The following is a 25,076-nucleotide window of genomic DNA, read 5'->3' as shown; positions in this document are numbered from 1 at the left end:
GAGCCTACGCGCCCGGGACGTTCGTGCGTCACCCGCGCCGCCGCGGGACGCGGGTCGAGGTGGCCGCAACCCCACCGACCAGTGGATGGGTCACGGCGGCCGGGCCGGACTCGCCGGTCGAGCGCCACAGCTCGTGGAGCGTGGGCCACCAGTCGGGGTGGCTCTCCACCACCTCGACCAGGACGGGGCTCTGCTCCAGCATGTGCGTGGGCCACCGGGGCCAGGAGTGGGCGAACCGGAAGTCGGGCAGCAGCCCCGCCACCTGCAGCTCGCACTCCAGCACGTCCGCGAGTAGCTCCGCGAGGGTGATCACGACGGACCGGTCGGTGTCGGTTGGCGCGGAGGGCTTCCGGTCGAAGAAGTATGCGCGAAGCGGCGGATTCTCCAACAGGCGGTCGTGCCAGGCGCGAGACAAATTGTTCACTTCCATCAGCGCGGTGGCCGAGCCGATGCCGTTGTTGATGCGGCTCTGCTTCGCCACCTCCCGCGTCTGCACCGCGGAGAAGCACAACGACACGGCGACCAGCAGCAGACTGACGAAGCCCAGAATCGTTTCCCACATGTCCCCGCCCTTCAAGGAGTACGACTCCCCTCACGCTAAGCAGAGAGCGCAACACCCTGAGTCACTAAATTCGGCCGCGTTCGTCCCGACGCCAATCAGCGATCCGGCCGTCCTCAGGCGCCGGCGCGACGGACGGTGTCCCACAGGGCCAGGGCCACGGCGGCGAACAGGGCCGCGCCGCACCCCACACCGGAGATCAGGCCGACGGTGCCGGCGCCCGCGCCGAGCGCGTGGGCGAGGAACCCGGCCAGGCCGAGCGCTGTCATCACGGCGCCCAGCCAGTGGTAGAGCGGCATCCGCCAGACGTGGGCGAGGCCGAAGAAGTGCACGCCGACGACCACCGCCACCCAGGCGACGGCCACGGCGGGGCGGTCCAGCACGTTGTTGATCACAGACAGGCCACCGAAGAGCGCGACCGCCTCCAGCGCCACCACCAGCCAGTAGCGGCGGTCCATGAACCCGGCGGCCTCCCGCTGCGGGGCGGGCGTCTCCCGGCCGGCCACCCGGAACAGCGTGACCAGGAGCAGCGCGGCCACCAGCAGGCCGGCCACGCGCACCACGAGCGGCCAGGGCGCGGGCAGGCCACCGCTGTTGACCAGCACGAACACGGTGCCGAACGAGATCGCCACGAGCGAGCCGACCACGAGTCCCGACGGTCGGCCCCGGGTCTCCGGCATGCTCATCCTGTCCCTCCCGACGGTCGCGCCTACCGGCCGGCCCGGCGCGCGGCAGATCGTACGGCAGCGCCGCACCCACCGCCCACGCGTCCATCCCGTCCACCCCAGTTGATCAAGGAGTTTGTGTCTCCGTCGAGGTCCGATCGGGACACAAACTCCTTGATCACGCAACTGGGGATGCGGGTCAGGCGGGGGTGCAGGTCACCGCGGGGGTGGAGTTGGTGCCCTGCCAGGTGCCGATGAAGCCGAACGTGGTGCTCGCGCCCGCGCCGAGGCGGCCGTTGTAGTCGACGTTGCGGGCGGTGTACGCCGACCCGCTGTTGCTGACGCTCGCGTTCCACGCCTGGGTGACGGACTGGCCGTTCGCGTACGTCCAGCGCACCGTCCAGCCGGTGATCGCAGCGGCTCCGGCGGTCACCTTGACCTCGCCCTGGAATCCGCCCTGCCACGAGTTGCCCACGGTGTAGGTGGCGGTGCAGCCACCGGACGGCGGGGGCGTGGTGGTCGGCGGCGGGGTCGGGGTGGGGCTGCCGGTCGGCGTCGGCGTCGGGCTCGGGCTGCGGGTGGGACTGGTGGTCGGGGTCGGGGTGCTGCCGGCGTACACCGACGCCTCGCGGGAGGTGGCCGCGATGCCGTTGGCGCCGTTGAAGATCCGCTGACCCCAGCTCGTGAGCTGCGCCGGGTTGAACGCGGTGGTCATGTCCAGGTACTCCACGCCGCCGCCGTTGCCGCTCCAAGACCAGCCGAGGTAGCCGATGCCGTTGGCCTGGCTGTACGCCATGATGGCGTCCTCGTCCGGGTTGCCGTCGGAGTGGTTGAAGCCGAACTCGCCGACCACGATCGGCAGCCCGGCGGTACGGAACCGGCCCAGGTAGTCGCTGATCTCGGCGGCGGTGTCGAACACGCCGTACATGTGGATGGAGAAGACGGTGTTGCGCTGCGCGTCGGCGGCGAACACGGTGCTCGCGTTGTCGCGCATGGTGAACGACCAGTCCTGGCCCCAGTTCGGCGCGTCCACCATGATCGTGTGGGTCAGGCCGGCGGCGCGCAGCCGATTGATCGCGTTCGAGGTGTCGGTGGTCCAGGCGCTGTAGCCCTGGTTGCCGAACGGCTCGTTGCCGATGTTGACGATGACGTACTTCTCCTGGCCCTTGAGCACGTCGGCGATGCTCAGCCAGTAGTCGGTGGCCTTCGCAAGCGAGGCGGCGGCGCCCTCCTCGCCGTACCCGGTGGTGTCGTGCACCTCCAGCACACAGATCAGCCGGTTGGCCTTGCACAGCGAGATCACGTTCGCCACGTCGGCGGCGCTGTTCTTCGTCCAGCGGTCGCCGCTGGCCAGCACCACCCGGACGGTGTTCGCGCCCAGCGCCTTGATGTCGGCGAACGAGCTGGTCTGCTGCGGGTACCAGGTGTGCGCGTGGTTGACCCCGCGCATCACGAACTCGACGCCGTTGGCGTCGTAGAGCCGCCCGTTGGAGACGGAGAACCCGGTGGCGGCGTGGGCCGGCTGCCCGAGGGCGAAGACGGCGGCGAGGGCCGTCAGCAGGGCGGCGCCCGCGACGGAGAGCAGTTTCTTCATGGCTGTCCTCAGGGGAAGGTCTCCCCCGTGCCCGAGCGGGGGTGCGGTGACGGTGACGACGAAGGTGGCGACTGAGCCCGGTAGCCGCCGCCCGGTTCCCGAACGGACGCAGGCATCAGCGTAGGGCGATGGACGGCCTGAGGCAACCGGTTAAGCGGGATGGGCCGGGAGGCGGCACCACCTGACGGGCCGGATGAGCTGAACCGGTTAAGAGCCGGCGCTGAAGCGGACAGCAGGGTTGACCCGCGCCCGGTGGGGTATCCGGGGACGATCCGCCCGGGAAGGAGACGTGCCATGGTCAACGTCGGTTACACCCTCATGTGCGAGCAGGCCGGCCCGAAGGAACTCGTCGACCACGCCGTACGCGCCGAGGCCGCCGGCTTCGACCACCTGGTCATGTCCGACCACTACTACCCCTGGCTGGAGTCCCAGGGCCACTCCCCGTACGCCTGGTCGGTGCTCGGCGCGGTCGCGCACGCCACCAGCAGGGCCGAGCTGATGTCGTTCGTGACCTGCCCGATCCGGCGGTACCACCCGGCGGTGGTGGCGCAGAAGGCCAGCACCATCGGGGTGCTCTCGGACGGCCGGTTCACGCTGGGCCTCGGCGCCGGGGAGAACCTCAACGAGCACGTGGTGGGCGGATGGCCGCACGTGCAGCAGCGGCACGAGATGTTCGAGGAGGCGCTGCAGATCATCCGGCCGCTGCTCAACGGCGAGACGCTGACGTTCTCCGGCAACCACTTCGACGTTCCCGACGCGTACGTCTGGGACCGCCCCGAGCGGCCGGTGCCGATGGCGGTGGCCGCCTCCGGGCGGCAGTCGGCCACGCTGGCCGCCGAGTACGCCGACGCCATGATCGCCACCGACCCGCTGTCCCACCTGATCGACATGTACGAGGAGGCCGGCGGCGCGGGCCGCCCCCGCTACGGCCAGGTGGCCATCTGCTACGGCCCGGACGAGGACGAGTGCCGCAAGATCGTGCACGACCAGTTCCGCTGGTTCGGCCTGGGCTGGAAGGTCAACGCCGACCTGCCCGGCCCGGAGTCGTTCGAGGCGGCCACCCAGTTCGTCCGGGAGGAGGACGTGGCCGAGGGCATCTCCTGCGGCCCGGACACCGACCGGCACGTCGAGGCGTTCAAGAAGTTCGTCGACGCGGGCTTCACCCACGTCGCGCTGGTCCAGGTGGGCGGCGGCACCCAGCCGATGTTCCTCGACTGGGCCCAGGAGGAACTGCTGCCCCGGCTGCGCGAGCTGTGACAGCCGCACCGTCCCCGCCGGGGCGCTTCGGCCCGGCCGAACTGCGCCTGGCGCTCGCCGCGCCCCGGCCGGCCGCCGGGCTGACCAGCGAGTTCCGGCAGGTCGGCGGGCTGCGGGCGCACACCCGCCGCTCCGCCGCACCGGGCGGGGACGGGCCGCCGGTCGTGCTGGTGCACGGCCTGGCCGTGTCGCACCGCTACCTCACGCCGCTGGCCGTCGCGCTGGCGCCGCGCCAGCCGGTGTACGTGCCGGACCTGCCCGGCTTCGGGCTGACCGAACGCCCCGGCGCCGCGTACGACGTGGACCGGCACGCGGCGTTCCTGGCCGGCTGGCTCGACGCGTACCGCTTGGGTCCGGTCGTGCTGCTCGGCCATTCCTTCGGCGCGGAGGTCGCCGCCGCGCTCGCCGCCCGTCACCCCGGCCTGGTCCGCGCCCTGGTGCTGGCCGGTCCGACCAGCGACCCGGCCGCCCGGTCCCGGCGCGGTCTGGTCGGCCGGTGGCTGCGGGACACGCTGCGGGAGGCGAAGTGGCAGGCCCCGATCCTGCTGCGCGACGTGGCCGACGCCCGGCCGTGGCGGGTGTTCGCGACGCTGTCCCACTCGGTCCGCAACGCGGTCGAGGAGGATCTGGCCCGGATCACCGCGCCCACGCTGGTGCTGACCGGCGGGCGCGACCCGGTCGCGCCCGCCGCCTGGCGGGAGCAGGTCGCCCGGCTGGTGCCGGACGCCCGGTCGGTGGCCGTCCCGGGCGCGGCGCACAACGTGGTCACCACCGCCCCGGCCCAGGTCGCGGACGCCGTCCACGACCTGCTCACCACCCCGCTGAGGAGTTGACGCCATGCGTATCGGGAACACCGAGATCCGGCCCGCCGGAGGCGGGCTCGGCTGCCTGCTGATGATCCTCTTCTCGATCGTCGCCTCGGTGGTGCTCACCGTGCTGCTCAACCTGGTCCTGTAGAACCCGGCCCGGCGTGCGCGACGGCGACACCAGAATGGGGCATGCCCCTGCTGACCGCGCTGCCGCTGGCGCTGGAGATGGTCGCCGGGTCGAAGCTCGTCAGCGCCGTCGTCCTCGCCGCCGGCCGCCACCCGCGCCGCAGCTCGGCGGCGTACCTGGCCGGCGTCACGGTGGGCGTGCTCGGGCCGTTGACGCTCTGGTACGCGGCGTTCCGCGTGGTGCGGCACACCGCCGTGCACGGCATCGGGGTGGGCGGCAGCCGCCGGCTCATCGACTGGATCGTGCTGGCCCTGCTGGCGGTCCTCATGGTGGTCACGTTCCGCAGGCGGCGGCGCGACCGTCCCCCGGGGTGGCTGCGCCGGTTGCAGGACCCGCGGCCCGCGTACGCCTTCGGTCTGGGGCTGCTGCTCGCCGTCGCCGTGCCGAGCGACGAGCTGGTCATGGCGTCGGTCGCGGGCAGCATGGCCGGGCACGGCCGCCCGTGGTGGCATCTGCTGCCGTTCACGGCACTCACCGTGCTGCTGCTGGCCCTGCCACTGCTCACGCTGCTGCTGGCCGGCGACCGCGCGGAACGGCTGCTGCCCGCGTTCCGCTCCTGGACCGACAGGCACTCCTGGCTGGTCAGCGAGGTGGTCATCCTGATCTTCGCGGCCTTCGTGGTGGCCGACCTCGCGGGGTCGTTCAGCCGGCCGTGAGGTCCACCTCGGCCAGCACCGGATAGTGGTCCGACGCCGAATCGGCGTCACCGTCGCGGACCACCCGCACCGCGCGTACCCGGTCGGCCAGCGCCGGGGTGGCGAGCAGGTAGTCCAGCCGCATCCCGGCGAACTCGGCGCCGCCGTGCCGGGTCGGCACGGTCAGGCCGCCGGGCTCGTCGCCGCCGGAACGCGGCCACAGGTCGACCAGCCCGGCGTCGAGCAGCCGGGCCACCGCCCGGGTGTCCACGGTACGGCCGTCGCGGCGCAGGTGCCGCCGCCGGTACGGGGTGGCCAGCCCGGCCAGCCGGGCGGTGTGGTCGGCGGTGGGCTCCAGCGTGTTCAGGTCACCGGCCAGCAGGGCCAGCGCTCCCCCGGTACGCCGCAGCGCGGCGGCCAGCCAGTCCGCCTCCATCCGGCGCCGCCCACCCGAGTACGGGTTCAGATGGGTGCTGAACACGGTGAGCGGTCCCGCGCCGGTGGCGACCTGCACCCGGGCGGCGGCGTGGTGGAACGGGCGGCGGACCCGGCCGGCGCGCAGCACCCGCAGCGGCGGGCGGACCAGCACCGCCACCGGCTGGCCGAAGCAGGAGCGGGCCAGGTACGGCGTCATGCCGAGCCGGTCGGCCAGGCCGCCCAGCGTGGCGTCCATCCCGCGCAGCTCCTGCAAGGCCAGCACGTCGGGGCGCTGCGCGGTGACGACCGAGACGATCCGGTCCCGGCGGTCGGCGCCGCCGCCGTCCCGCCCGCCGGTCCGGATGTTCCAGGTCATCACCCGCAGCATCGGCTCAGTCCGGCCGCGCGGCCTTGGCCAGTTCGTCGTCCAGCTCGTCGACCTGTTCGGACTCGATCGCCGGCCGGTTGCCCTCGTACACGTCGGCGTTCGGCTTGATCACCCAGTACAGCAGCGACAGCCAGAGCGCGCCGAGCAGGATCGCGCCCATGAAGTCGGTCGGGTGGTGCATGCCCCGGTACATCCGGGAGGTCGCCACGCCCACCGGCATCAGCACGGCCATGCCCACGAACAGCCACCGCCACCACCTGTCCGTACGCGGGAACACGATGACCGCCATCGCCACCCAGAGGCAGATGGTCGCCGCGATGTGCCCCGACGGGAACGACGAGGTGGGCATCTGCCCGTCCAGGTTCTCCACCGGCGGCCGGGGCCGGTCCACCACGCGGGCGCTGGCCAGGAACAGGCTCAGCTCGCCGAACATCGCCAGCACCACGTACAGCACCGGCCGCCAGCGCCGCCACACGGCCAGCACGATCGGGCAGAACAGCAGCGAGACCAGCAGGATGGCGTGGGTGTCGCCGAACTTGCTCCACCACCAGCTCACCTCCGTGAGCACGTCGGTGTGCCGCTCGGCGAACCAGCGCGGCACCTCGGTGTCGAGCGTGTCGAAGAACGTGCCCTTGGCGTGGTAGCTGACGAACATGCCGAACGCGTAGAGCACACCGAAGACGAGCACCCAGCCGACCAGCAGCTCGGCGACCGCGGAGCGCGGGTGCTCCAGCACCTTCTCCTCGTCCGGCGCGAGCGCCAGCTCCTCGCCGGCCTCCGGCTCCAGACCCTCGCGCAGCGGCGGCACCGGCCGGCCGCGCTCGCGCCGCCACAGCCGGAAGGCGTACGCGGTGACGCCCAGCCAGGCCGCACCGAGCAGCCAGCCGCCGATCACGTCGGACACGAAGTGCACGCCCAGCGCGATCCGGGTCAACCCGACCAGGAAGATCAGCACACCGGCGATGGCGATGGCGGGCTTGCGCCAGCGCGGCGACATGGCTGGCAGGAACACCAGCAGCAGCGCCCCGTACGCGACGAACGAGCCGAGCGCGTGACCACTGGGGAAGCTGTTGCCCGGTGCGCTGGCGATCGGCACGTCCACCACCGGGCGCAACCGCCCGACCAGCGCCTTGAGCGACGGGTCGAGGATCAGCCCGCCGGCGCCGGTGACGATCAGGTAGACCGCCAGCCGGGACTGGCGGCGGATCAGCAGGCCCACCACGGCGATGGTGACCAGCCAGATCAGCACCGGCCGTCCGCCCAGGTCGGTGATCGCCTGGAGCACGGTGACCAGCGGGCCGTGCGGCGCCACCAGGTCGTTGAACCACTCGGCCACCGCGTGGTCGGCGTCGCCCAGCGGGCTCCACCGGAAGCGGACGAGCGTGAGCAGCACGCCGAACCCGACTCCCGCGCCGGCCACGGCGAGCAGGCCCGCGAGGCTCCGCTCCGCGAAATGGCTGAGCGGCCGGCTCCCGGCTTCCTTGACCGCGGTCACACCGCACCTCCCTCGTTCTTCTGCGAGGCGCGCTGTACCCGATCGGCGTGTCCCGTACACGCCGTACCGGCGCGGCGTCCACGCCGGACCCGCCGTGGCGTCAGAGCGAGGTCATCTCGCCGGTGTCGAGCAGCTCCGCCCGCTGCGCCTCCGGCTCCCACAGATCCGGCTGGGCGGGCTCCTCCACCCCGATGCGCATCGCTTCGAGCTGGGCGGCGAAGGCCAGCCCGCCGAACAGCGCGATCCCGGTGAGGTTGGCCCAGAGCAACAGGGCCATCATGCCGGTCAGCGCGCCGTAGGTCTGGCCGAATCCGCCGCTGTACTTCACGTAGGCGGCGAGCAGCAGGCTGGCCAGCCACCAGATCGCGATGGCGATGGACGCGCCGAAGAAGAGCCAGGACAGGCCGGGCTGGCGGCGCCGGGGTGCGTGCCGGAACAGCACCGCGACGGCGAGCACTGTGAGACCGAGGCTCAGCGGCCAGCGGATCACGTCCCACCCGGCCATGGCGAGGTCGCCCCACTCGTAGTGCCGCCGTACCGACTCGCCCATCGCCCGGCCACCCACCAGGATCAGGAAACCGGCCAGCGCGGGCACACCGGCGACCACCGCGAGGACCGCGGCGCGCAGGTACTTCGCCAGCGCCGGGCGGTCCCGCTCGACGCCGTAGATCCGGTTGGCGCCCCGCTCGATCTGCGCCATCGTGGTGGTCAACGCGACCAGCCCGGTGAGCAGACCCAGCGTCAGCGCCAGCTCACCGGCGTCCTCGGTGCGCTCGCTGTCGGTCAGCAGGTCCTGCACCATGGCTTCGCTCTGGCCGGGCGTGATCGCCAGCACCGTGTCGGCGACGACCTTGCCGCCCTCGTCCACGCCCAGGTCGGTGATCAGACCGGTGAGCGCGATCAGGAACGGCACCACCGCCAGGCAGAGCTGCAACGCCAGCGCCCGGGAGTGGCTGAAGCCGTCGCCGTAGCGGAACCGGATGAACGCGTCCCGCAGCAGGCACCAGCCGCCGTGCCGGCGCAGTGTGTGCCAGGCGTCGTCGGCGGAGAGCTGGTCCTCGGTCATCAACCGGGTCTCGGGGACCAGCTTCGTGCTACTCACGGCGGGCCTCCTCGACCAGATGCTCACCGCGCTCGCCGACCGCGTCGGCGTCCACGGCCAGGTCGGGGTCCTCCGCCGGGCGCGGTACGCAGAGCCAGAGCGACTCGGGGCGGATGGTGGCCTTGAGCGACCGGCCCGGCTCGATCAGGTCGCCGTCGAGCTGCCGGGGCTGCGACCGCGTGCTGGTGATCTCGACCGACCGGGCCCGGAACACCTCCATGCCGGGCACCCGGTCGCGGCGGCGCAGCACCGCCCAGCCCATGGCGAGCCAGTGGCGCAGCGTACGCGGCGTCAGCACCGCCACGTCGAGCCAGCCGTCGTCCGGTTCGGCCTCGGTGAGCAGGCGTACCCCGCCCTGGAGACGCCCGACGTTGGCGACCAGGACCGAGCGGGCCCGGCGGCGCAGCGGCGGCTTGCCGTCGAGGCGCACCGAGACGCGCATCGGCCGGTCGCGCAGGTGGCGGGCGGCGCCCACCACGTACGCGGGCCAGCCGATCCGCTTCTTCGTGGTCTCGGAGGTGGAGTCGAGCATCTGGGCGTCGAAGCCCATCCCGGCCATCACCGCGAAGCACTTGTCGCCGACCGCGCCGACGTCGAGGCGGCGCATCCCGCGCTCGACGGCGACCTCCAGCCCGGCGGCCAGGTCGTTTGAGAGGCCGAGGTTGGCGGCCAGCAGGTTGCCGGTGCCCTGGGGCAGTACGGCCAGTGCCACGTCGGTGCCGGCCAGCGCGGTCACGCACGCCATCACCGTGCCGTCGCCGCCGCAGGCGAAGACGACCTCCGCGCCCGCCTCGACGGCCTGTTCCGTCTGCCCGCGGCCCGGATCCTCGACTGTCGTCTCGTACCAGGCCGGGGCCGGCCACCCGGCGGCGGCGAGCGCGCCGTCCACGGTGCGGCGGAACTCGTCCAGGTCGGCCACCTTCACCGGGTTGACCACCACTGCCGAGCGCGGGGTGCGGTTCTCCGCGTTCACCGGGCGTTTGTCGTCTGCACCGTCCACGGCGTCAGTGTGCAGGACACGGGGCGTGACGGCGACCCGGCGGGGCGGGACGTTGCAAGGACCGCAAACAGGTTTGAAAAATGGATGCGCGTCGTCGCGGTCAGGCCGCCTCGCGCAGCGCCGCGTCGACGCGCCGCCGCAGGTCGTCGAGGTCGACGCCGGCCTCGGTGAGCACCACGGCGGCCAGGCCGTCGCCCTCGCGCAGCAGGCCGAGCAGGATGTGTTCGGTGCCGATGTGCCGGTGGCGCAGCCGCAGCGCCTCGCGCAGCGACAGCTCCAGCACCTTCTTGGCGCGGGGCGAGAACGTGCCGTGGTGCGACCCCCGCCGCCACCAGCGGCGCGGACGCGGGGTCGCCTCGCGCAGCGCGTCGGGGCCGAAGGACTCCTCGATCCGGGCCACGATCGCGGCGAGGTCGATGCCGATCTCGCGCAGCGCCGCGGCGTCCGCCGCGCCGAGCCCGTCCACGCCCTGCGCGGTGTGGCGGGCCACCGCGGCGCGCAGCGCGTCGGCGTCGACGCCACCGGCCGCCAGCAGGCGTACCGCCAGGTTGTCGCGGTCGGCGAGCACGCCCAGCAGCAGGTGCTCGGTGCCGACCGGCCGCCGTCCCTCGGTGCGGGCCTCGTCGAGCGCGTGGTGCACCACGCTCCGGGCCCGGTCGGTGAACCGTTCGAACATCACGCCTCCCAGCTCTCGCGCACCGCCGGCCGTCCGGCGTGCTTCTTGTGGACCGCCTGCCGGCTGACCTCGAGGGCGTCGGCGATCTCCTGCCACGACCAGCCCTGCCGCCGGGCGTTGTCGACCTGGATCACCTCGAGCCGCTCCAGCAGCCGGCGCAGGGCGAGCACGGCACGCAGGCCGACCTTGGGGTCGGTGCTGCCGGCCGCCGCCGCGAGTTCCGTCGCCTGACTCATGCTGTCAATGTAGGTTGACAAACGCCGCGCGTCAACCCTGGTTGACACACACCCCGGTCTGACGCCCCGGGGCGCAACTACGCACGGGGCGGGGTGGCGTTGTTCGCGGTGGACGTCCGGTCGAACTCGTCGCGGTTGCGGACGATGTCGCTCTGGTGATCACGGACCCAGTGCACGAGTCCACCCACGGCTTCACTCAGTGAGCGGCCGAGCGGCGTCAGGGCATACACCACCCTCGGCGGCACCTCCGGATACGCGGTCCTGGTCACCAGCCCGTCGCGGTTGAGGGCGCGCAGTGTCTGGCCGAGCATCCGCTGGGAGACGCCGGCGACCTGTTCGTGCAGCGCGGTGAAGCGCAGCGGGCCGGACGCCAGGGCCGTGATGGTCAGCAGCGTCCACTTGTCGCCCACCCGCGCCAGCACGTCGCGGACGAGCTCGATCGTCTGGATGCAGTCCGGCGCGACCCCGCGCTGCGCGAGTTCGGCACCAAGGATGCTCGTCATGCTCTTCTGTTCCTCGCGCGTCAGTAGCTGACTTCAAAGTGCGTATCAGGCAGCCGGACTAAATCCGTCGGACGCACGTTTCCTACTAATCGTAACTGACATGCGGTCACCCATTCGTGGCCGTCACAGCGGGAGGACGGCATGGTCCGGCACGACACGTTCACGATCACGCGGCACCTCGACGGGCCGCCGGGCGAGGTCTTCACCGCGTTCGCCGACACCACGATCAGGCGCCGATGGTTCCGGCTTCCCGGCAGCGGAGCCTCGTACGAGCACGACTTCCGGGTGGGCGGCGGCGAGACGGCACGCAGCACCTTCACCTCGTTGGACACGGCACCCGAGCGGCTGGAATACCGGTCGCGGTACATCGACATCGCGGTCGCACACCGGATCGTCTACGGCTACGTGGCCGTCGTCGACGACGAACTGCGATGGACCTCGCTGGTCACCGTCCGGCTCGAAACCGAGACGGAGGGAACCCGCCTGGAATGGACCGAACAGGTGACCTTCCTCAGATACACGGAGGACGGCAGTTCCGACCTCGCGCACCTGCGCGGCGCCAGCGTGCTGCGGCTGAACGGACTGGACGCCGCTCTGCAATCCGGATCCCCGCCTCAGCAATCCGCGTGACACCGCGTCTCGGACCGTCGGCACCATTCGAATCGACCAGAACGGATCACTCATGACGAACATCGGGATCATCCTCGGCAGCACCCGCCCCGGCCGGGTCGGCCACCAGGTGGCCGAGTGGGTAGCGAAGCACGGCAGCCGGCACGATGGCATCGACGTCGAGGTGGTGGACATCAAGGACTACGACCTGCCGCTCTTCGACGAGCCACAGTCACCGCTACTCGGCTCCTACATCCACCCCCACACGTGGAGTTGGAGCAAGAAGATCGCCGAGTTCGACGGATACGTCTTCGTCACTCCGGAATACAACCGATCGATCCCCTCGGCGTTGAAGAACGCCATCGACTACCTCTACGGCGAGTGGAACAACAAAGCGGCCGGATTCGTCTCCTACGGCAGCAGTGTCGGCGGCGCCCGCGCTGTGGAACACCTACGCCTCATCACGGCAGGTCTTCAGCTAGCGGGCGTACGCACCCAGGTCAGCCTGTCACTCGCCACCGACTTCACGGCGTTCACCACGTTCACCCCCGGCGACCGCCACAACACCACGCTCCGCCAGCTCTTCACCGAGGTGACCGTCTGGGCCGAGGCGCTCGCACCACTGCGCCGGCCCTGAGCGCTCAGGTCGCTCACGGCGACAGCCACGCCACCTTCGGTGCGAAAAAGTCGCCCCGGAGAACCCGCATCCCGGCCTGTCCCGGTGTTAGGTTCCGCTGGTGTTCCGCCGCCGTCCGCTGGACCGGCCGGTCGAGTCCGCGCGCCGGCTCACCGCCGGCCGCCTCACCCTGGAGATCGCCGGGGGCAGCGTGGTCGGGCACCGCTACCCGGAGAACTACGACGTGCTGCACGTCGACCCCGAGCTGCCGCTCGCGGTGCTCTGCGACGGGATGGGCGACGGCGAGGGCAGCCGGGTGGCCGGCACGACCGCCGCGGAGACGTTCGTGGCGCAGGTCAGCGCCGGCTGGCCCGCCGTCGGCGCCGCCGCGCTGCGCGCCGCCGTGGCCGAGACCCAACGGCGGGTACGCCAGGCCGGCGCGGCACAGCCGGGCCTGACCGGATGCACGCTCACCGCGCTCGTGATCGAGCCGGACGGCGACCAGGGCTGGCTGGTGCAGCTCGGCGACTCGCGGGCGTACCGGCTGCGCGACGGGCTGCTGGAACTGATCACCGTCGACCACACCATGGCCTGGCTCGGCCTGCTGCACGGCTGGTGGCCGGCCGACTCGCCGGAGGCGGCGCGGGCGCGCTACCAGCTGCTGCGCTACGTCGGCCACCCGGACCGGCCCGAGCCGGACCTGCTCGCCGTGCCGCTGCGCCGGGGCGACACCTGGCTGCTGTGCACCGACGGGATCAGCGACCAGCTCGGCTACCACCGGCTGCGCGACCTGCTCTCCGCGCGACGCGACCCGGCGCGCACCGCCGAGGCCCTGCTCGCCGCCAGCCTGGACGAGGGCGGCGAGGACAACGCCACAGCCGTCGTGCTGCGCGTGCACACGGCGCTGCCCGCCCCGCGCTGACCGCCAGTTCCGCCGACCCGCTCCGGCGCACCCGGTCCCACGACTACGGTGGGTGAAAAGCAGGGGTCGGGAGGTGAGCCGGGGTGGCCGCACCCAGCCACGGCGCGGTGGTGGTCGGCGTCGGCCGGTCCGAGGCCGATCTGACAGTGGTCCGCACGGCCGCCGCCGAGGCCGCCGCCCACGACCGGCCGCTGCACCTGCTGCACGCGTTCAACTGGGCCGCGACGCCCGGCCCCGCCCCGGCCGGCGGCACCCGAACGGACGCGGAGAACGTGCTGGAGCACGCCGGGCAGGTCGTCGCCGAGTGCGCGCCGCAGGTGCCGGTCAGCGGCCGGATCGTCGAGGGCTCACCGGTCGAGGCGCTGCTGCGGGTCGCCGACACCGCGTTCCTGATCGCGCTCGGTGACGGGGGCATGTCCGCGCACCCGGACCGCGTACCCGCCGACACGCCGGCCGTCGACGTGGCCGCCCGGGCCGGTTGCCCGGTGCTGGTCGGGCGCACCGAGCCGGCCCCGCCCGGCCCGCTGCTCGTCGGCTTCGACGGGTCGCCCAGTTCGCGGGCCGCCCTCGGGTACGCCTTCGACTGCGCGCAGCACCGGGGCGCCCGCCTGCTCGCCGTCCGGGTGATCGAACCGGAGTCCGGCGACCGCGACGACGGGCGCCTGGAGGAGGCGGTCACCCGGACGGCCCTGCGGTACCCCCGGGTCGCCGCCGACTGCGAGACCGTCCACGGTGACCCGAAATCCGTCCTGCTCGACCGGTCCCGCGCGGCGCAGCTCGCGGTGGTGGCCGCCTGGGGAGACGGGCCGATAGGGTCCACTCTGGGCGCGGTCAGCCAGTCCCTGCTCTACCACTCGCCGGCCCCGCTGATCGTCGTACGCGGAGTCGCCGCCGACGCCGGGGACGGGTCATGACGCCCGCGCGAGGCGGGACCTACGGCCCTGACCGGCGACCCCCGACGGGGGCGACGCTGGACGCGCCGGGAAAGAAGATGTGCTCCCCGAGTGGCAGCCGACCCCGAGCCACGAGAGGCTAAGGCAGCATGGACACCGCGGTGAACCTGCACAGCCCCCTGACCGACGACGAGTTGCGCCGGCTGGACGCCTACTGGCGCGCGGCGAACTACCTGACCGTCGGCCAGATCTACCTGCTCGACAACCCGCTGCTGCGCGAACCGCTCAAACCCGAGCACGTCAAGCCGCGCCTGCTGGGCCACTGGGGCACCAGCCCCGGGCTCAACCTGCTCTACACGCACCTCAACCGGGTCATCGTGAACCGGGACCTGTCCGCCATCTTCGTCACCGGCCCCGGCCACGGCGGCCCGGCGCTGGTGGCGAACACCTGGCTGGAGGGCACCTACAGCGAGCTGTACCACAGCATCCCCCGGGACGAGACCGGCATGCAGCGGCTGTTCCGGCAGTTCTCCTTCCCGGGCGGCATCCCGAGCCACGTGGCGCCGGAGGTGCCGGGTTCGATCCACGAGGGCGGCGAGCTGGGGTACGCGCTGAGCCACGCGTACGGCGCCGCGTTCGACAACCCGGACCTGCTCGTGGCCTGCGTGATCGGTGACGGCGAGGCGGAGACCGGCCCGCTGGCCGGGAGCTGGCTGTCGAACGTGTTCCTCAACCCGGCCCGCGACGGCGCGGTGCTGCCGATCCTGCACCTCAACGGCTACAAGATCGCCAACCCGACCGTGCTGGACCGGATCCCCGGCGAGGATCTGCGGGACATGATGCGCGGCTTCGGCTACGAGCCGTACGTGGTCGAGGGCGACGACCCGGCGACCGTGCACCAGCTGCTGGCGGCGACGCTCGACCGCGCGGTCGACGAGATCGCGGCGATCCAGCGCCGGGCCCGCTCCGGCGAGCACGTCGAGCGCCCCCGCTGGCCGATGATCATTCTGCGGACGCCGAAGGGCTGGACCGGTCCGTCCCGGGTCGACGGCAAGCAGGTCGAGGGCACGTTCCGCGCCCACCAGGTGCCGATCTCCGAGGTCCGGGACAACCCGGAGCACCTGGCCGAGCTGGAGCGCTGGCTACGCAGCTACCGGCCGGAGGAGCTGTTCGACGCCACCGGCGGCCCGGTCGTCGAGGTGGCCGACCTGCCGCCGGCCGGTGACCGCCGGATGAGCGCCAACCCGGTCGCCAACGGCGGCCGGCTGCTGCGCAACCTGGAGCTGCCGGACTTCCGCGACTACGCGGTCGACGTGCCGACGCCGGGCGAGCCGATGGCCGGCGCGACCGGTGTGCTCGGCCCCTGGGTCCGCGACGTGATCGCGCGCAACCCGGAGACGTTCCGCCTGTTCGGCCCGGACGAGGTCGCCTCGAACCGGCTCGGTGCGGCGTTCGAGGTGACCGACCGCGCGTTCGTGGGCGCCGAGGTGCCCGGCGACGACCACCTCTCCCCCGACGGCCGGGTGATGGAGGTGCTCTCCGAGCACCTGTGCCAGGGCTGGCTGGAGGGCTACCTGCTGACCGGCCGGCACGGCATCTTCACCAGCTACGAGGCGTTCATCCACATCGTCGACTCGATGGTCAACCAGCACGCCAAGTGGCTGAAGGTGACCCGGAACATCCCGTGGCGGGAGCCGGTGGCCTCGCTGAACTACCTGCTGTCCAGCCACGTGTGGCGCCAGGACCACAACGGCTTCTCGCACCAGGATCCGGGCTTCATCGACCATGTGGTCAACAAGAAGGCCGAGGTGGTCCGGGTCTACCTGCCGCCGGACGGCAACACGCTGCTGTCCACCATGGACCACTGCCTCCGCAGCCGGCACTACATCAACGTGGTGGTGGCCGGTAAGCAGCCCGCGCCGAACTGGCTGACCATGGACGAGGCGATCCAGCACTGCCGCCGCGGCCTGGGCATCTGGGACTGGGCCAGCAGCGACGACGGCACCGAACCGGACGTCGTGCTCGCCTGCGCCGGCGACGTGCCGACGCTGGAGACGCTCGCCGCCGTCGACCTGCTGCGCCGGCACCTGCCGGACCTGAGGGTGCGGGTGGTCAACGTGGTCGACCTGATGCGCCTGCAACCGCCGTCGGAGCACCCGCACGGCCTGCCGGACAACGAGTTCGACACCATCTTCACCCGCGACAAGCCGGTGATCTTCGCGTACCACGGCTACCCGTGGCTGATCCACCGGCTCACCTACCGCCGGACCAACCACGAGAACCTGCACGTGCGCGGCTACAAGGAGGAGGGCACCACCACGACGCCGTTCGACATGGTGATGCTCAACGACCTGGACCGCTTCCACCTGGTCATCGACGTGATCGACCGGGTGCCGGGGCTGCGGTCGCGCGCCGCGCACCTGCGCCAGGACATGGTGGACGCCCGCCAGGCCTGCCGCGACTACACCCGCCGCTACGGCGAGGACGACCCCCGGGTCGCCGAGTGGCGCTGGATCAGGGAGAACGACCCCGCGGTGAGGAGTGGCGAATGAACGACGACGAGATCCTGGTCGGCTACGACGGCTCCTCGGACGCCGCCGTCGCCCTGAACTGGGCGCTGGACGAGGCGGGCCGCTCCGGGCGGCCGGTACGCCTGGCGTACGTCTTCGAGTGGTTGACCGTGACCGGCTGGATCGGGCCCGGCGTGGCGCCCGGGGTGTGGCCGGACGAGGCCGCCCGGCAGCAGGTCGAGGAACTGGTCCGCAAGGCGGCGGCGGACGCCGCCGCCGACCGGCCGGGCCTGACCGTGCACGGCGAGGTGTTCGACGGGCCGCCCGCGCTGGTGCTCCAGGAGCGGTCCGCCGACGCCGGGATGCTGGTGCTCGGCAGCCGGGGCCACGGCGGGTTCGGCGGGCTGCTCGCCGGTTCCACGGCGGTCTCGGTCACCGCGCACGCCCACTGCCCGGTGGTGGTGGTCCGCGACGGCCAGGCCGCCACGTCCGGGCCGGTGGTGGCCGGCTCGGACGGCTCGGAGTCGGCGCTGCGGGCGCTCGGCTTCGCCGTCGAGCGGGCCGCCCAGCGGGACGTGCCGCTGCGGGTGCTGCGGGCCTGGGAGCCGCCGGGTGACCGGTGGGTGCCGCCGGACTTCGACCCGGAGCAGGTCGCCGCGAGCGAGCGGGCCGCCGCCGAGGCGGAGCTGGCGCCGTGGCGGGAGAGCTTCCCCGACGTGCCGGTCGAGATCGAGGCGGTCCCCGGCAGCGCGTCCGCGCTCCTGGTGGAGGCGAGCCGGTCGGCGCAGCTGGTGGTGGTCGGCAGCCGGGGCCGGGGCGGCCTGCGCGGCATGCTGCTCGGCTCGGTCAGCCAGCAGCTCATCCAGCACTCACACTGCCCCGTCGCGGTGGTCCGCGAGCGCTGACTCAGCGGCCGGGCGCGGTGGAGCCCTCCTCCGGGTTGAGCGAGAAGTAGTCCTCCTCCTCCTGGGCCAGGTGCAGGCGCAGCACCGCGTCCAGGCCGTAGAGCGCGGCCAGCAGATCGGGCACCTCGTCACGGCGCAGCCGGCCGTCCGGCTGCGCCGTGAGGTGCCCGCCGACCCGCTCCACCAGCCGGACGATCTCCACGTGCGCCCGGCTCATCGTGGAGGTCGCCTCGTCGCTGCCGAGCGGACCGGCCAGCGCCGGGTAGAGCTGCCGGTCCTCGGCCGCCTCGTGCGGCAGCACCTCGTCGACCAGGCGCCGGTGCACCTCGCGCAGCGCCGGCAGGCACGCCGGGTCGTCCGGGCGGGTCGCCACCATGTCGGCGGTGTCCCGCAGCGCCGCCAGCACGTCCCGGACGCCGCCGTGCTCGCCCGCGTACCGGTCGATCAGCTCGACCGTGTGCGCGGGCAGGTCCCGCCGCCGCAGGCCGCCGCCGAGCGCGCGCAACGCGTTGAGGATCACCAGGACGTCGATGCCCTCCTGGAGGAACGCGCCGGCCACCGGTGGCAGCCGCCCCGCCGCGGCCACCAGCATGGCCAGCACCGCAAGGCCCATCCCGACGGTGGCGCTCTGCACCGCGATGCGGCGCGCGTACCGGGCGATCTCGACCGCGTCGGCGAGCCGGTCCAGCCGGTCCACGGTGAGCACCGCGTCTGCCACGTCCGCCGAGGCGGTCGCCCCGGTCGCGCCCATCGCCACGCCGACGTGCGCCTCGGCCAGCGCGGGCGCGTCGTTCACGCCGTCGCCGACCATCACGGTCACCGCGTGCGCCGACTCCTCGCGTACCCGATCGGCCTTCTCCTGCGGCGAGCACCGCGCGATCACGTCGTCCACGCCCACGACCTGCGCCACCTGCCGGGCCGTGCCCGGCCGGTCGCCGGTCACCATGACCAGGCGGGTCAGTCCCGCCTCGCGCAGCCGCCGCACCGTGCGCCGGGCGTCCGGCCGGACCGGGTCCTCCAGCAGGATCGCGCCGAGCGGCCCGTGGTCGTCGCTGACCCAGACCGCGGAGCGCCCGGCCCGTTCGGCGCGCTCACCGAGCCGGCCCGCCCACTCCGGCGGTTCCCCGGCGAGCTGCCCGACGTGCACCATCCGCCCGTCGACGCGCCCGCTCACCCCGTGCCCCGGCTCCTCGGTGACCTGCGTCGGCTCGGCCAGCGCCAGCCCGCGCTCGCGAGCCTGCCGGACCAGTGCGGCGGCCAGCACGTGCGGGGAGAGCTGCTCGACCGATGCGGCCAGCCGCAGCACCTCGTCCCGGTCGCCACCCGGCGCCACCACCACCTCGGCCGCCCGGGGCCGGCCGGCGGTGAGCGTGCCGGTCTTGTCCAGCAGCAGGGTACGAGCGCGGCCGAGCTGTTCCAGCGACCCGCCGTCCCGGACCAGCACACCGCGCCGGGCCACCCGGGACAGCCCGGAGACCACGGCGATCGGGGTGGCCAGCAGCAGCGGGCACGGTGTCGCCACCACGAGCACCGCCACCGCCCGGGTGAACTCGCCGGACAGCAGCCACGCCAGCCCGGCCAGCACCAGCGTGAACGGCACGAACGCGGCGGCGTACCGGTCGGCCAGCCGTACCATCGGGGCCTTGCGCGCCGTCGCCTCACCGGCCAGGCGGACGATGCCGGCGTAGGTGCTCTCCGCCGCGTTGCGGCGCGCCCGCAGCCCGAAGCCGGCGCCCGCGTTCACGACGCCGCTGCCCACCTCCTCCCCGGCCGCGCGGGTGACCAGCCGCGACTCGCCGGTGACCACCGACTCGTCGAGTGTGGCCGCCTCCTCGACCACGCCGTCCACAGGCACCACGTCGCCCGGCCCGACCACGAGGCGGTCCCCCACCGCGACGCGGTCCAGCGGCACCACCTCGATCCCGCCGTCCGGGGTGCGCCGGCGGGCCTGCCGGGGCGCCCGCTCCAGCAGCGCCCGCAGGTCACGGGTGGCGCGGCGCTGGGCGTACTCCTCCAGCGCCCGCCCGGTGGCGACCATCACCGCGATCACGGCGCCGGCCAGGTACTCCCGCACCAGCAGCGCGCCGAGCAGTGCCAGCACCGCGATGACGTCCACCCCGAACTGCCGCAGCCACAACTGGCGCAGCGTCGTCCAGGCCGCCGGCACCAGGGCGACCACCGTGACCGCCGCCCAGACCAGCCGGGCGGCGTCGTGCGCGCCGGCGAACCACAGCGCCGCACCGGCCAGCACCGCCGCGGTGAGCAGCACCAGCGGCACCCACTCGGCCCACGCCCACCGCCGGGCGCGGGCCGGCTGCTCGGGTACGCACTCGCGTGGCTCGGTTCCCACGTGTGGATCGTCTCAGTCCCGGCGTGGGGCGGCGGGGCGACACGGGTAATCCGACCCTGCGGGGCGGCCGGGCATGGCCGAGGATGGAGCGGCATCCCCACCCGGGCGTCCCGGGCGTGGGGCACGATGGGGAAAACAGGAAAGGTCGTGACGATGAGCCACGAGACGCCGGCCGGCGATCGCCCGTTGACCACCGCGCTCGCGGAGGCCGCCGGAATGGCCGGCCACGCCCCCTCGGTGCACAACACACAGCCGTGGCACTGGACGGTCCTGCCCGACGCGCTGGAGCTGCGGGTGGTCCGCGAACGGCACCTCAGCGCCCTGGACCCGGAAGGGCACCTGCTGGTGGTGAGCTGCGGCGCCGCGCTGCACCACGCCCGGGTGGCGCTGGCCGCCGAGGGCTGGACCCCGGTGGTGGAACGGCTGCCCGACCCGAAGGAACCCGACCTGCTGGCCCGGATCACCACCCTCAAGCACACCGGCGCCGACCCCGACGCCATGCGCGTCGTGCAGTGCATGCAGGTGCGGCACACCGACCGGCGGCCGGTCAGCGACGAGCCGATCCCCACCGCCGCGCTGAACGACATCGACCGGGCCGCCACGCTGGAGGGGGTGAACCTGCAACTGCTCGACGACACCCAGAAGATCCAGCTCGCCGGCGCCGCGCAGCAGGCCGCCGCCGTCGAGGCGGACAGCCCGGAACTGCGCGAGGAGCTGGCGTACTGGACCAGCCGGGCCGGCACCGGCACCGGGCTGCCGCCGGAGGTGCTGCCCGAGCAGGCCCCGCAGACGACCGTTCCGGCCCGCGACTTCGGCCGCGCCGGCTCGCTGCCGATCGGGCCCGGCCACGACAAGGCCGCCGTGTACGGGATCCTGTGGGGCTCCGACGACGAGCTGATGAGCTGGCTGCGCGCCGGTGAGGCGCTCTCCGCCGCCTGGCTCACCGCCACCCGGCACGGGGTGTCGCTGGTGCCGCTGTCCGGTGTGGTGGAGGTCGAGAGCACCCGCGAGGTGCTGCGGCAGATGCTCTCCGGCCTGGGGTTCCCGTACATCAGCATGCGGCTCGGCCTGGCCGACCCGAACCACGCCGGTCCGCCGCACACGCCCCGGCTGGACGTCGCGCAGACGGTCGACACCTCGGCGGTCCGCGACCGGCTCGGCTGACCGGTCTCGATCACGGCGGCCGCCGGGCGATACCATCGCCGGGTGGCCGCCGCACCCCAGTCCCGGCACGAGCACAACACACCGTCGCTCGGGCTGACCCCGCTGTCCCGCGTCCGCCTGGACGAACTGCTCCAGGAGATGCTCGACCGCGTCGGCGAGGTGGTCACCAGCCGCGAGCGGCTACGGGCGCTGCTGGACGCGGTCGTCGGTATCGGGTCCGACCTCGACCTGCGCAGCACGCTGCAGCGGATCGTGCAGTCGGCGTGCGAGCTGGCCGGCGCCCGCTACGGCGCGCTCGGCGTGATCGGGCCGGACCGCATGCTGCACGACTTCATCGTCCACGGCATCAGCCCCGAGCAGCACGCGAAGATCGGCGAGCTGCCGCACGGCCGCGGCGTGCTGGGTCTGCTCATCGACGAGCCGAAGCCGCTCCGCATGCCGGACATCACCAAGCACCCCAACTCGTACGGCTTCCCGCCGAACCACCCGCCGATGCACAGCTTCCTCGGTGTGCCGGTGCGCATCCGCGACCACGTCTGGGGCAACCTCTACCTGGCCGAGAAGCAGGGCGCGGCCGAGTTCACCGAGGACGACGAGGAGATCGTGGTGGCGCTCGCCGCCGCGGCCGGCGTGGCGATCGAGAACGCCCGCCTCTACGCGCTGGCGCACCGCCGCGAACGCTGGCTGGCGGCCGCCGCGGAGATCACCTCGGTGCTGCTCGGCGAGGTACGCCGCACCGACGCGCTGACGCTCGTGGCCCGCCGCGCCCGCGAGGTCGCCGAGGCCGAACTGGCGCTGGTGCTGCTCTACGACGAGGACGAGGCCCAGTTCACCGTCGAGGTCGTCGACGGCGCCGACCCGGTCAGCCGGGAACTGGTCGGCGCGGTGCTGCCGGCCGCCGAGACCAGCTTCGCCGCGTCCGTCACGCAGGGCCGCCACGACCAGGTCGACGACCTCGCCGCCGCGGCGCCCTGGCCCCGGCCGGTGGTCGCCGGGCCGGCCGTGGTCTCCCCGCTCGCCGCCGCCGACACGCTGCACGGCGTCCTGGTGATCGGCTACCTGCCCGACCACGGGCCCGCCGCCGACGACGACCTCGCCCTGCTCGCCAGCTTCGCCGGGCAGGCCGCGCTGGCCATGGAACGCGCCCGCGGGCAGGAGGAACGGGAACTGCTGGTGGTCCTGGAGGACCGCGAGCGCATCGCCCGCGACCTGCACGACGTGGTGATCCAGCGGCTGTTCGCCACCGGCCTGCAACTGCAGAGCGGCGCGATGAACGCCCGCCCCGAGGCGGCCAAGCGGATCAACCAGGCGGTCGACGACCTGGACGCCACCATCCGAGACATCCGCCGCACCATCTTCGAGCTGCGGACGCCGATGAGCGCGGCGCTGCGCACCGAGATCCGCGAGGCGATCGAGGTGGCCGCCGAATCGCTCGGCTACCGCCCCGACCTGGAGCTGATCGGCCCGATCGACAGCGCCGTCCCGGACGACCTGCGCCCCGAACTCACCGCCGTGCTGCGCGAGGCGCTGTCCAACGCGGTACGCCACGCGCAGGCCGACCGGGTGTCGGTGCGCGTACGCGTCGACTCCGGCCGGGTCGAGATCACCGTCACCGACGACGGGATCGGCTGCGACCCGGAGGCGGCCCGCAGCGGCCTGGTCAACCTGCGGGAGCGGGCCGAGCGGCTGGGCGGCGAGTTCACGCTGCGCCGGGCCGAGCCGCGCGGCACCGAGGTGCGCTGGAGCGTCCCGCTCGACTGAGGCGCCGTCAGGTGTTCTTGCCGAGCAGGCGGGTGGCCAGCACCGCCGCCTGCGTACGCCGCTCCAGGCCCAGCTTGGCGAGCACGCTGGAGACGTAGTTCTTCACCGTCTTCTCGGCGAGGAACATCTTCCCGGCGATCTCCCGGTTGGTGAGCCCCTCCGCCACGTACTCCAGGATCCGCCGTTCCTGCTCGGTGAGCGACTTCAGCTCCCGCGGCTGCTCCACGCCGCTGCGGATGCGCTCCAGCACGCGGGTGGTGATCGCCGGGTCGAGCAGCGACTGCCCCGCCGCCACCCGGCGGACCGCGTCCACCAGGTCGGTGCCGCGGATCTGCTTGAGCACGTACCCGGCGGCGCCGGCCATGATCGCCGCGAACAACGCCTCGTCGTCCTCGTACGAGGTGAGGATCAGCCCCTTGATCGAGGAGTCCACGGCACGGACGTCCCGGCACACGTCGATGCCGTTGCCGTCGGGCAGCCGGGCGTCGAGGATCGCCACGTCCGGGCGCAGCGCCGGGATGCGGCGCGCCGCCTCCTGGGCCAGGCCGGACTCGCCGACCACCTCGATGTCGCCGCTGCTCTGGAGCAGGTCGGCAAGGCCACGACGGACGACCTCGTGGTCGTCGAGCAGGAACACCCGGATCATCAGTCCTTTCTACCCGCTTTCCCGCCCCCGTAGCACGGGTCGAAAGTCCCGTCCTGACCGCGTCGGCCGGGACCGACGGCCGGGCCCAGGTGGGGACCTCCGGCCCTGCTCACCACGCCGCCCGCTGACGCACCGTAGTGGTGTACCCGGCCGGGGAAGCCGGCGCCGCACGAGAGGGAGCACCACCATGACGACCGAATACACCGGCGAGCAACTGCGGGCCGCGGTCGCCGACGCGGTCCGGGCGCCGTCGCTGCACAACACCCAGCCGTGGCGGTTCCGGCTCGTCGACGGCGGCATCGAGGTGTCCGTCGACCCGCTGCGCGGCCTGCCCGCCACCGACCCGACCGGCTGGGGCGCGCGCATCGCCGCCGGGGCGGCGCTGTTCAACCTGCGGCTGGCGCTCGCCGTCGCGGGCACCCCGGCCACTGTGCGGCTGCGCCCGTACCCCGCCGACCCCGACGTCGTGGCCCGGCTGGTCCCGGACGTGCCGCGCCGACCCACCCCGGTCGAGCAGAGCCTGTACGGAGCGATCAGCCACCGGTTCAGCAACCGTGCGCCGTTCTGGCCCGACCCGGTGCCGGCCGAGGCCCGCTGGCGGCTCGGCGAGGCGGCCCGCGCCGAGCAGTGCTGGCTGGAGCTGGTGATCGGCACCAGCGCCGTCAACGCGGTCGCCGAGGTCGCCCGCAGCGCCCACCGGGTGCTGGAACGCGACCCCGCCTACGTGGCCGAACGGGCCGAGTGGATCCGCTCCGAGCCGGCCCCGGACGGCGTGCCCACCGACGCGGGCGGACCGCAGAGCGAGCCGCAGGACCTCCTGCCCCAGCGCGGCTTCGGCGGACGCAACCGCGCCCCCGGCCGCGACTTCGAGCCGGAGCCGCTGGTCGCGGTGCTCGGCTCGGCCGGCAACACCTCCGCCGACCAGATCCTCGCCGGGCAGGCGCTGCAGCGGGTGCTGCTCACCGCCACCGACGCCGGGCTGAGCGTGTCGATGCTCTCCCAGCCGATCGAGGTGCCCGCCGCGCGGGAGGCGCTGCGGATGTCGCTGGGCCGGTTCGGCACCCCGCAGATGGTGATGCGGATCGGGTACGGCCAGCCCGGTCGCGCCACCCCGCGCCGCCCGGTCGAGGAGGTGCTCGACCTGCCGGTCGTGTCGGCCTGACCCGTACCCCTCCGC

General features: G+C 73.3%; 24 protein-coding genes. 12 read left to right on the top strand and 12 right to left on the bottom strand.

Annotated features, from left to right (window positions below; genetic code table 11):
- Positions 1–28 precede the first annotated feature (28 nt).
- The 3 genes from M8C11_RS18100 to M8C11_RS18090 all read right to left on the bottom strand — a co-directional run bounded on the left by M8C11_RS18100 (position 29) and on the right by M8C11_RS18090 (position 2,818).
- On the bottom strand, positions 29–562 hold the full coding sequence (locus tag M8C11_RS18100) for a hypothetical protein (protein ID WP_252451072.1): 534 nt from the start codon (positions 560–562) through the stop codon (positions 29–31).
- Between the two features lie 113 nt (positions 563–675).
- Positions 676–1,245, bottom strand: a complete 570-nt coding sequence (locus tag M8C11_RS18095; protein WP_252451069.1) for a hypothetical protein — start codon at positions 1,243–1,245, stop codon at positions 676–678.
- 178 nt (positions 1,246–1,423) lie between these two features.
- The gene (locus tag M8C11_RS18090; protein ID WP_252451067.1) at positions 1,424–2,818 is read right to left on the bottom strand and encodes a cellulase family glycosylhydrolase; all 1,395 of its coding nucleotides are present in this window, start codon (positions 2,816–2,818) and stop codon (positions 1,424–1,426) included.
- Between the two features lie 294 nt (positions 2,819–3,112).
- Between M8C11_RS18090 and M8C11_RS18085 the strand changes: the two genes are divergently transcribed.
- From M8C11_RS18085 to M8C11_RS18075, 3 genes are all read left to right on the top strand, one after another.
- Positions 3,113–4,075 (top strand): TIGR03557 family F420-dependent LLM class oxidoreductase, encoded by a 963-nt coding sequence (locus tag M8C11_RS18085; RefSeq protein WP_252451064.1) that lies wholly within the window; start codon positions 3,113–3,115, stop codon positions 4,073–4,075.
- Positions 4,072–4,908: an alpha/beta fold hydrolase gene (locus tag M8C11_RS18080; protein WP_252451049.1), complete on the top strand. Its 837-nt coding sequence runs from the start codon at positions 4,072–4,074 to the stop codon at positions 4,906–4,908. The genes M8C11_RS18085 and M8C11_RS18080 overlap by 4 nt, the downstream gene beginning before the upstream one ends.
- Before the next feature lie 165 nt (positions 4,909–5,073).
- Positions 5,074–5,727 (top strand): GAP family protein, encoded by a 654-nt coding sequence (locus M8C11_RS18075; protein ID WP_252451045.1) that lies wholly within the window; start codon positions 5,074–5,076, stop codon positions 5,725–5,727.
- On the opposite strand, the gene M8C11_RS18070 is transcribed toward M8C11_RS18075, so the two are convergent.
- The 7 genes from M8C11_RS18070 to M8C11_RS18040 all read right to left on the bottom strand — a co-directional run bounded on the left by M8C11_RS18070 (position 5,714) and on the right by M8C11_RS18040 (position 11,523).
- On the bottom strand, positions 5,714–6,511 hold the full coding sequence (locus M8C11_RS18070; RefSeq protein ID WP_252451041.1) for an endonuclease/exonuclease/phosphatase family protein: 798 nt from the start codon (positions 6,509–6,511) through the stop codon (positions 5,714–5,716). The genes M8C11_RS18075 and M8C11_RS18070 overlap by 14 nt on opposite strands.
- A gap of 4 nt (positions 6,512–6,515) precedes the next feature.
- Positions 6,516–8,006, bottom strand: coding sequence for a phosphatase PAP2 family protein (locus tag M8C11_RS18065; RefSeq protein WP_252451038.1), 1,491 nt, complete (start codon positions 8,004–8,006; stop codon positions 6,516–6,518).
- Between the two features lie 100 nt (positions 8,007–8,106).
- Positions 8,107–9,108: a YihY/virulence factor BrkB family protein gene (locus M8C11_RS18060; RefSeq protein ID WP_252451035.1), complete on the bottom strand. Its 1,002-nt coding sequence runs from the start codon at positions 9,106–9,108 to the stop codon at positions 8,107–8,109.
- The gene (locus tag M8C11_RS18055; RefSeq protein ID WP_120570931.1) at positions 9,101–10,108 is read right to left on the bottom strand and encodes a diacylglycerol kinase family protein; all 1,008 of its coding nucleotides are present in this window, start codon (positions 10,106–10,108) and stop codon (positions 9,101–9,103) included. Before M8C11_RS18055 ends, M8C11_RS18060 begins: the two co-directional genes overlap by 8 nt.
- A 100-nt stretch (positions 10,109–10,208) precedes the next feature.
- Complete coding sequence (locus M8C11_RS18050; protein ID WP_120570932.1) at positions 10,209–10,784, bottom strand: Clp protease N-terminal domain-containing protein; 576 nt, start codon at positions 10,782–10,784, stop codon at positions 10,209–10,211.
- The gene (locus tag M8C11_RS18045; RefSeq protein WP_030275209.1) at positions 10,784–11,020 is read right to left on the bottom strand and encodes an HTH domain-containing protein; all 237 of its coding nucleotides are present in this window, start codon (positions 11,018–11,020) and stop codon (positions 10,784–10,786) included. Before M8C11_RS18045 ends, M8C11_RS18050 begins: the two co-directional genes overlap by 1 nt.
- 77 nt (positions 11,021–11,097) lie before the next feature.
- Positions 11,098–11,523 (bottom strand): helix-turn-helix domain-containing protein, encoded by a 426-nt coding sequence (locus M8C11_RS18040; RefSeq protein WP_252451032.1) that lies wholly within the window; start codon positions 11,521–11,523, stop codon positions 11,098–11,100.
- Positions 11,524–11,664: 141 nt separating this feature from the next.
- Here M8C11_RS18040 and M8C11_RS18035 point away from each other — a divergent pair, with 141 nt between their 5' ends.
- From M8C11_RS18035 to M8C11_RS18010, 6 genes are all read left to right on the top strand, one after another.
- A complete protein-coding gene (locus M8C11_RS18035; RefSeq protein ID WP_252451029.1) occupies positions 11,665–12,153 on the top strand; it encodes an SRPBCC domain-containing protein in 489 nt (162 codons plus the stop codon).
- Positions 12,154–12,205: 52 nt separating this feature from the next.
- Complete coding sequence (locus M8C11_RS18030) at positions 12,206–12,769, top strand: NADPH-dependent FMN reductase (protein WP_252451014.1); 564 nt, start codon at positions 12,206–12,208, stop codon at positions 12,767–12,769.
- Between the two features lie 100 nt (positions 12,770–12,869).
- Positions 12,870–13,670 carry a PP2C family serine/threonine-protein phosphatase gene (locus tag M8C11_RS18025; protein WP_252450996.1) on the top strand — a complete coding sequence of 267 codons (801 nt, stop codon included), beginning with the start codon at positions 12,870–12,872 and terminating at the stop codon, positions 13,668–13,670.
- 83 nt (positions 13,671–13,753) lie between these two features.
- The gene (locus tag M8C11_RS18020; RefSeq protein WP_120570934.1) at positions 13,754–14,584 is read left to right on the top strand and encodes a universal stress protein; all 831 of its coding nucleotides are present in this window, start codon (positions 13,754–13,756) and stop codon (positions 14,582–14,584) included.
- A gap of 128 nt (positions 14,585–14,712) precedes the next feature.
- On the top strand, positions 14,713–17,115 hold the full coding sequence (locus M8C11_RS18015) for a phosphoketolase (protein ID WP_252450994.1): 2,403 nt from the start codon (positions 14,713–14,715) through the stop codon (positions 17,113–17,115).
- Positions 17,112–17,978, top strand: a complete 867-nt coding sequence (locus tag M8C11_RS18010) for a universal stress protein (protein WP_047893581.1) — start codon at positions 17,112–17,114, stop codon at positions 17,976–17,978. Before M8C11_RS18015 ends, M8C11_RS18010 begins: the two co-directional genes overlap by 4 nt.
- A 1-nt stretch (position 17,979) precedes the next feature.
- Here M8C11_RS18010 and M8C11_RS18000 read toward each other — a convergent pair whose 3' ends face one another.
- Positions 17,980–20,328 carry a heavy metal translocating P-type ATPase gene (locus M8C11_RS18000; RefSeq protein ID WP_308212752.1) on the bottom strand — a complete coding sequence of 783 codons (2,349 nt, stop codon included), beginning with the start codon at positions 20,326–20,328 and terminating at the stop codon, positions 17,980–17,982.
- 153 nt (positions 20,329–20,481) lie between these two features.
- On the opposite strand from M8C11_RS18000, the gene M8C11_RS17995 reads away from it, so the two are divergent.
- The gene (locus M8C11_RS17995; protein ID WP_252450992.1) at positions 20,482–21,492 is read left to right on the top strand and encodes a nitroreductase; all 1,011 of its coding nucleotides are present in this window, start codon (positions 20,482–20,484) and stop codon (positions 21,490–21,492) included.
- A gap of 93 nt (positions 21,493–21,585) precedes the next feature.
- Entirely contained in the window at positions 21,586–23,253 is a 1,668-nt protein-coding gene (locus tag M8C11_RS17990) for a GAF domain-containing sensor histidine kinase (protein WP_252451123.1), read from the top strand.
- 7 nt (positions 23,254–23,260) lie between these two features.
- On the opposite strand, the gene M8C11_RS17985 is transcribed toward M8C11_RS17990, so the two are convergent.
- Positions 23,261–23,899 (bottom strand): response regulator transcription factor, encoded by a 639-nt coding sequence (locus M8C11_RS17985; RefSeq protein ID WP_013284884.1) that lies wholly within the window; start codon positions 23,897–23,899, stop codon positions 23,261–23,263.
- 187 nt (positions 23,900–24,086) lie between these two features.
- On the opposite strand from M8C11_RS17985, the gene M8C11_RS17980 reads away from it, so the two are divergent.
- Positions 24,087–25,061 (top strand): nitroreductase, encoded by a 975-nt coding sequence (locus M8C11_RS17980; RefSeq protein ID WP_252450979.1) that lies wholly within the window; start codon positions 24,087–24,089, stop codon positions 25,059–25,061.
- Positions 25,062–25,076: the final 15 nt, after the last annotated feature.

It is taken from the genome of Micromonospora sp. CPM1, from assembly GCF_023896895.1.
GTDB classification, from domain to species: Bacteria; Actinomycetota; Actinomycetes; order Mycobacteriales; family Micromonosporaceae; genus Micromonospora; species Micromonospora tulbaghiae.
The sequence above is the reverse complement of the archived record's forward strand: the minus strand, read 5'-3'. Positions and strand labels throughout refer to the sequence as shown.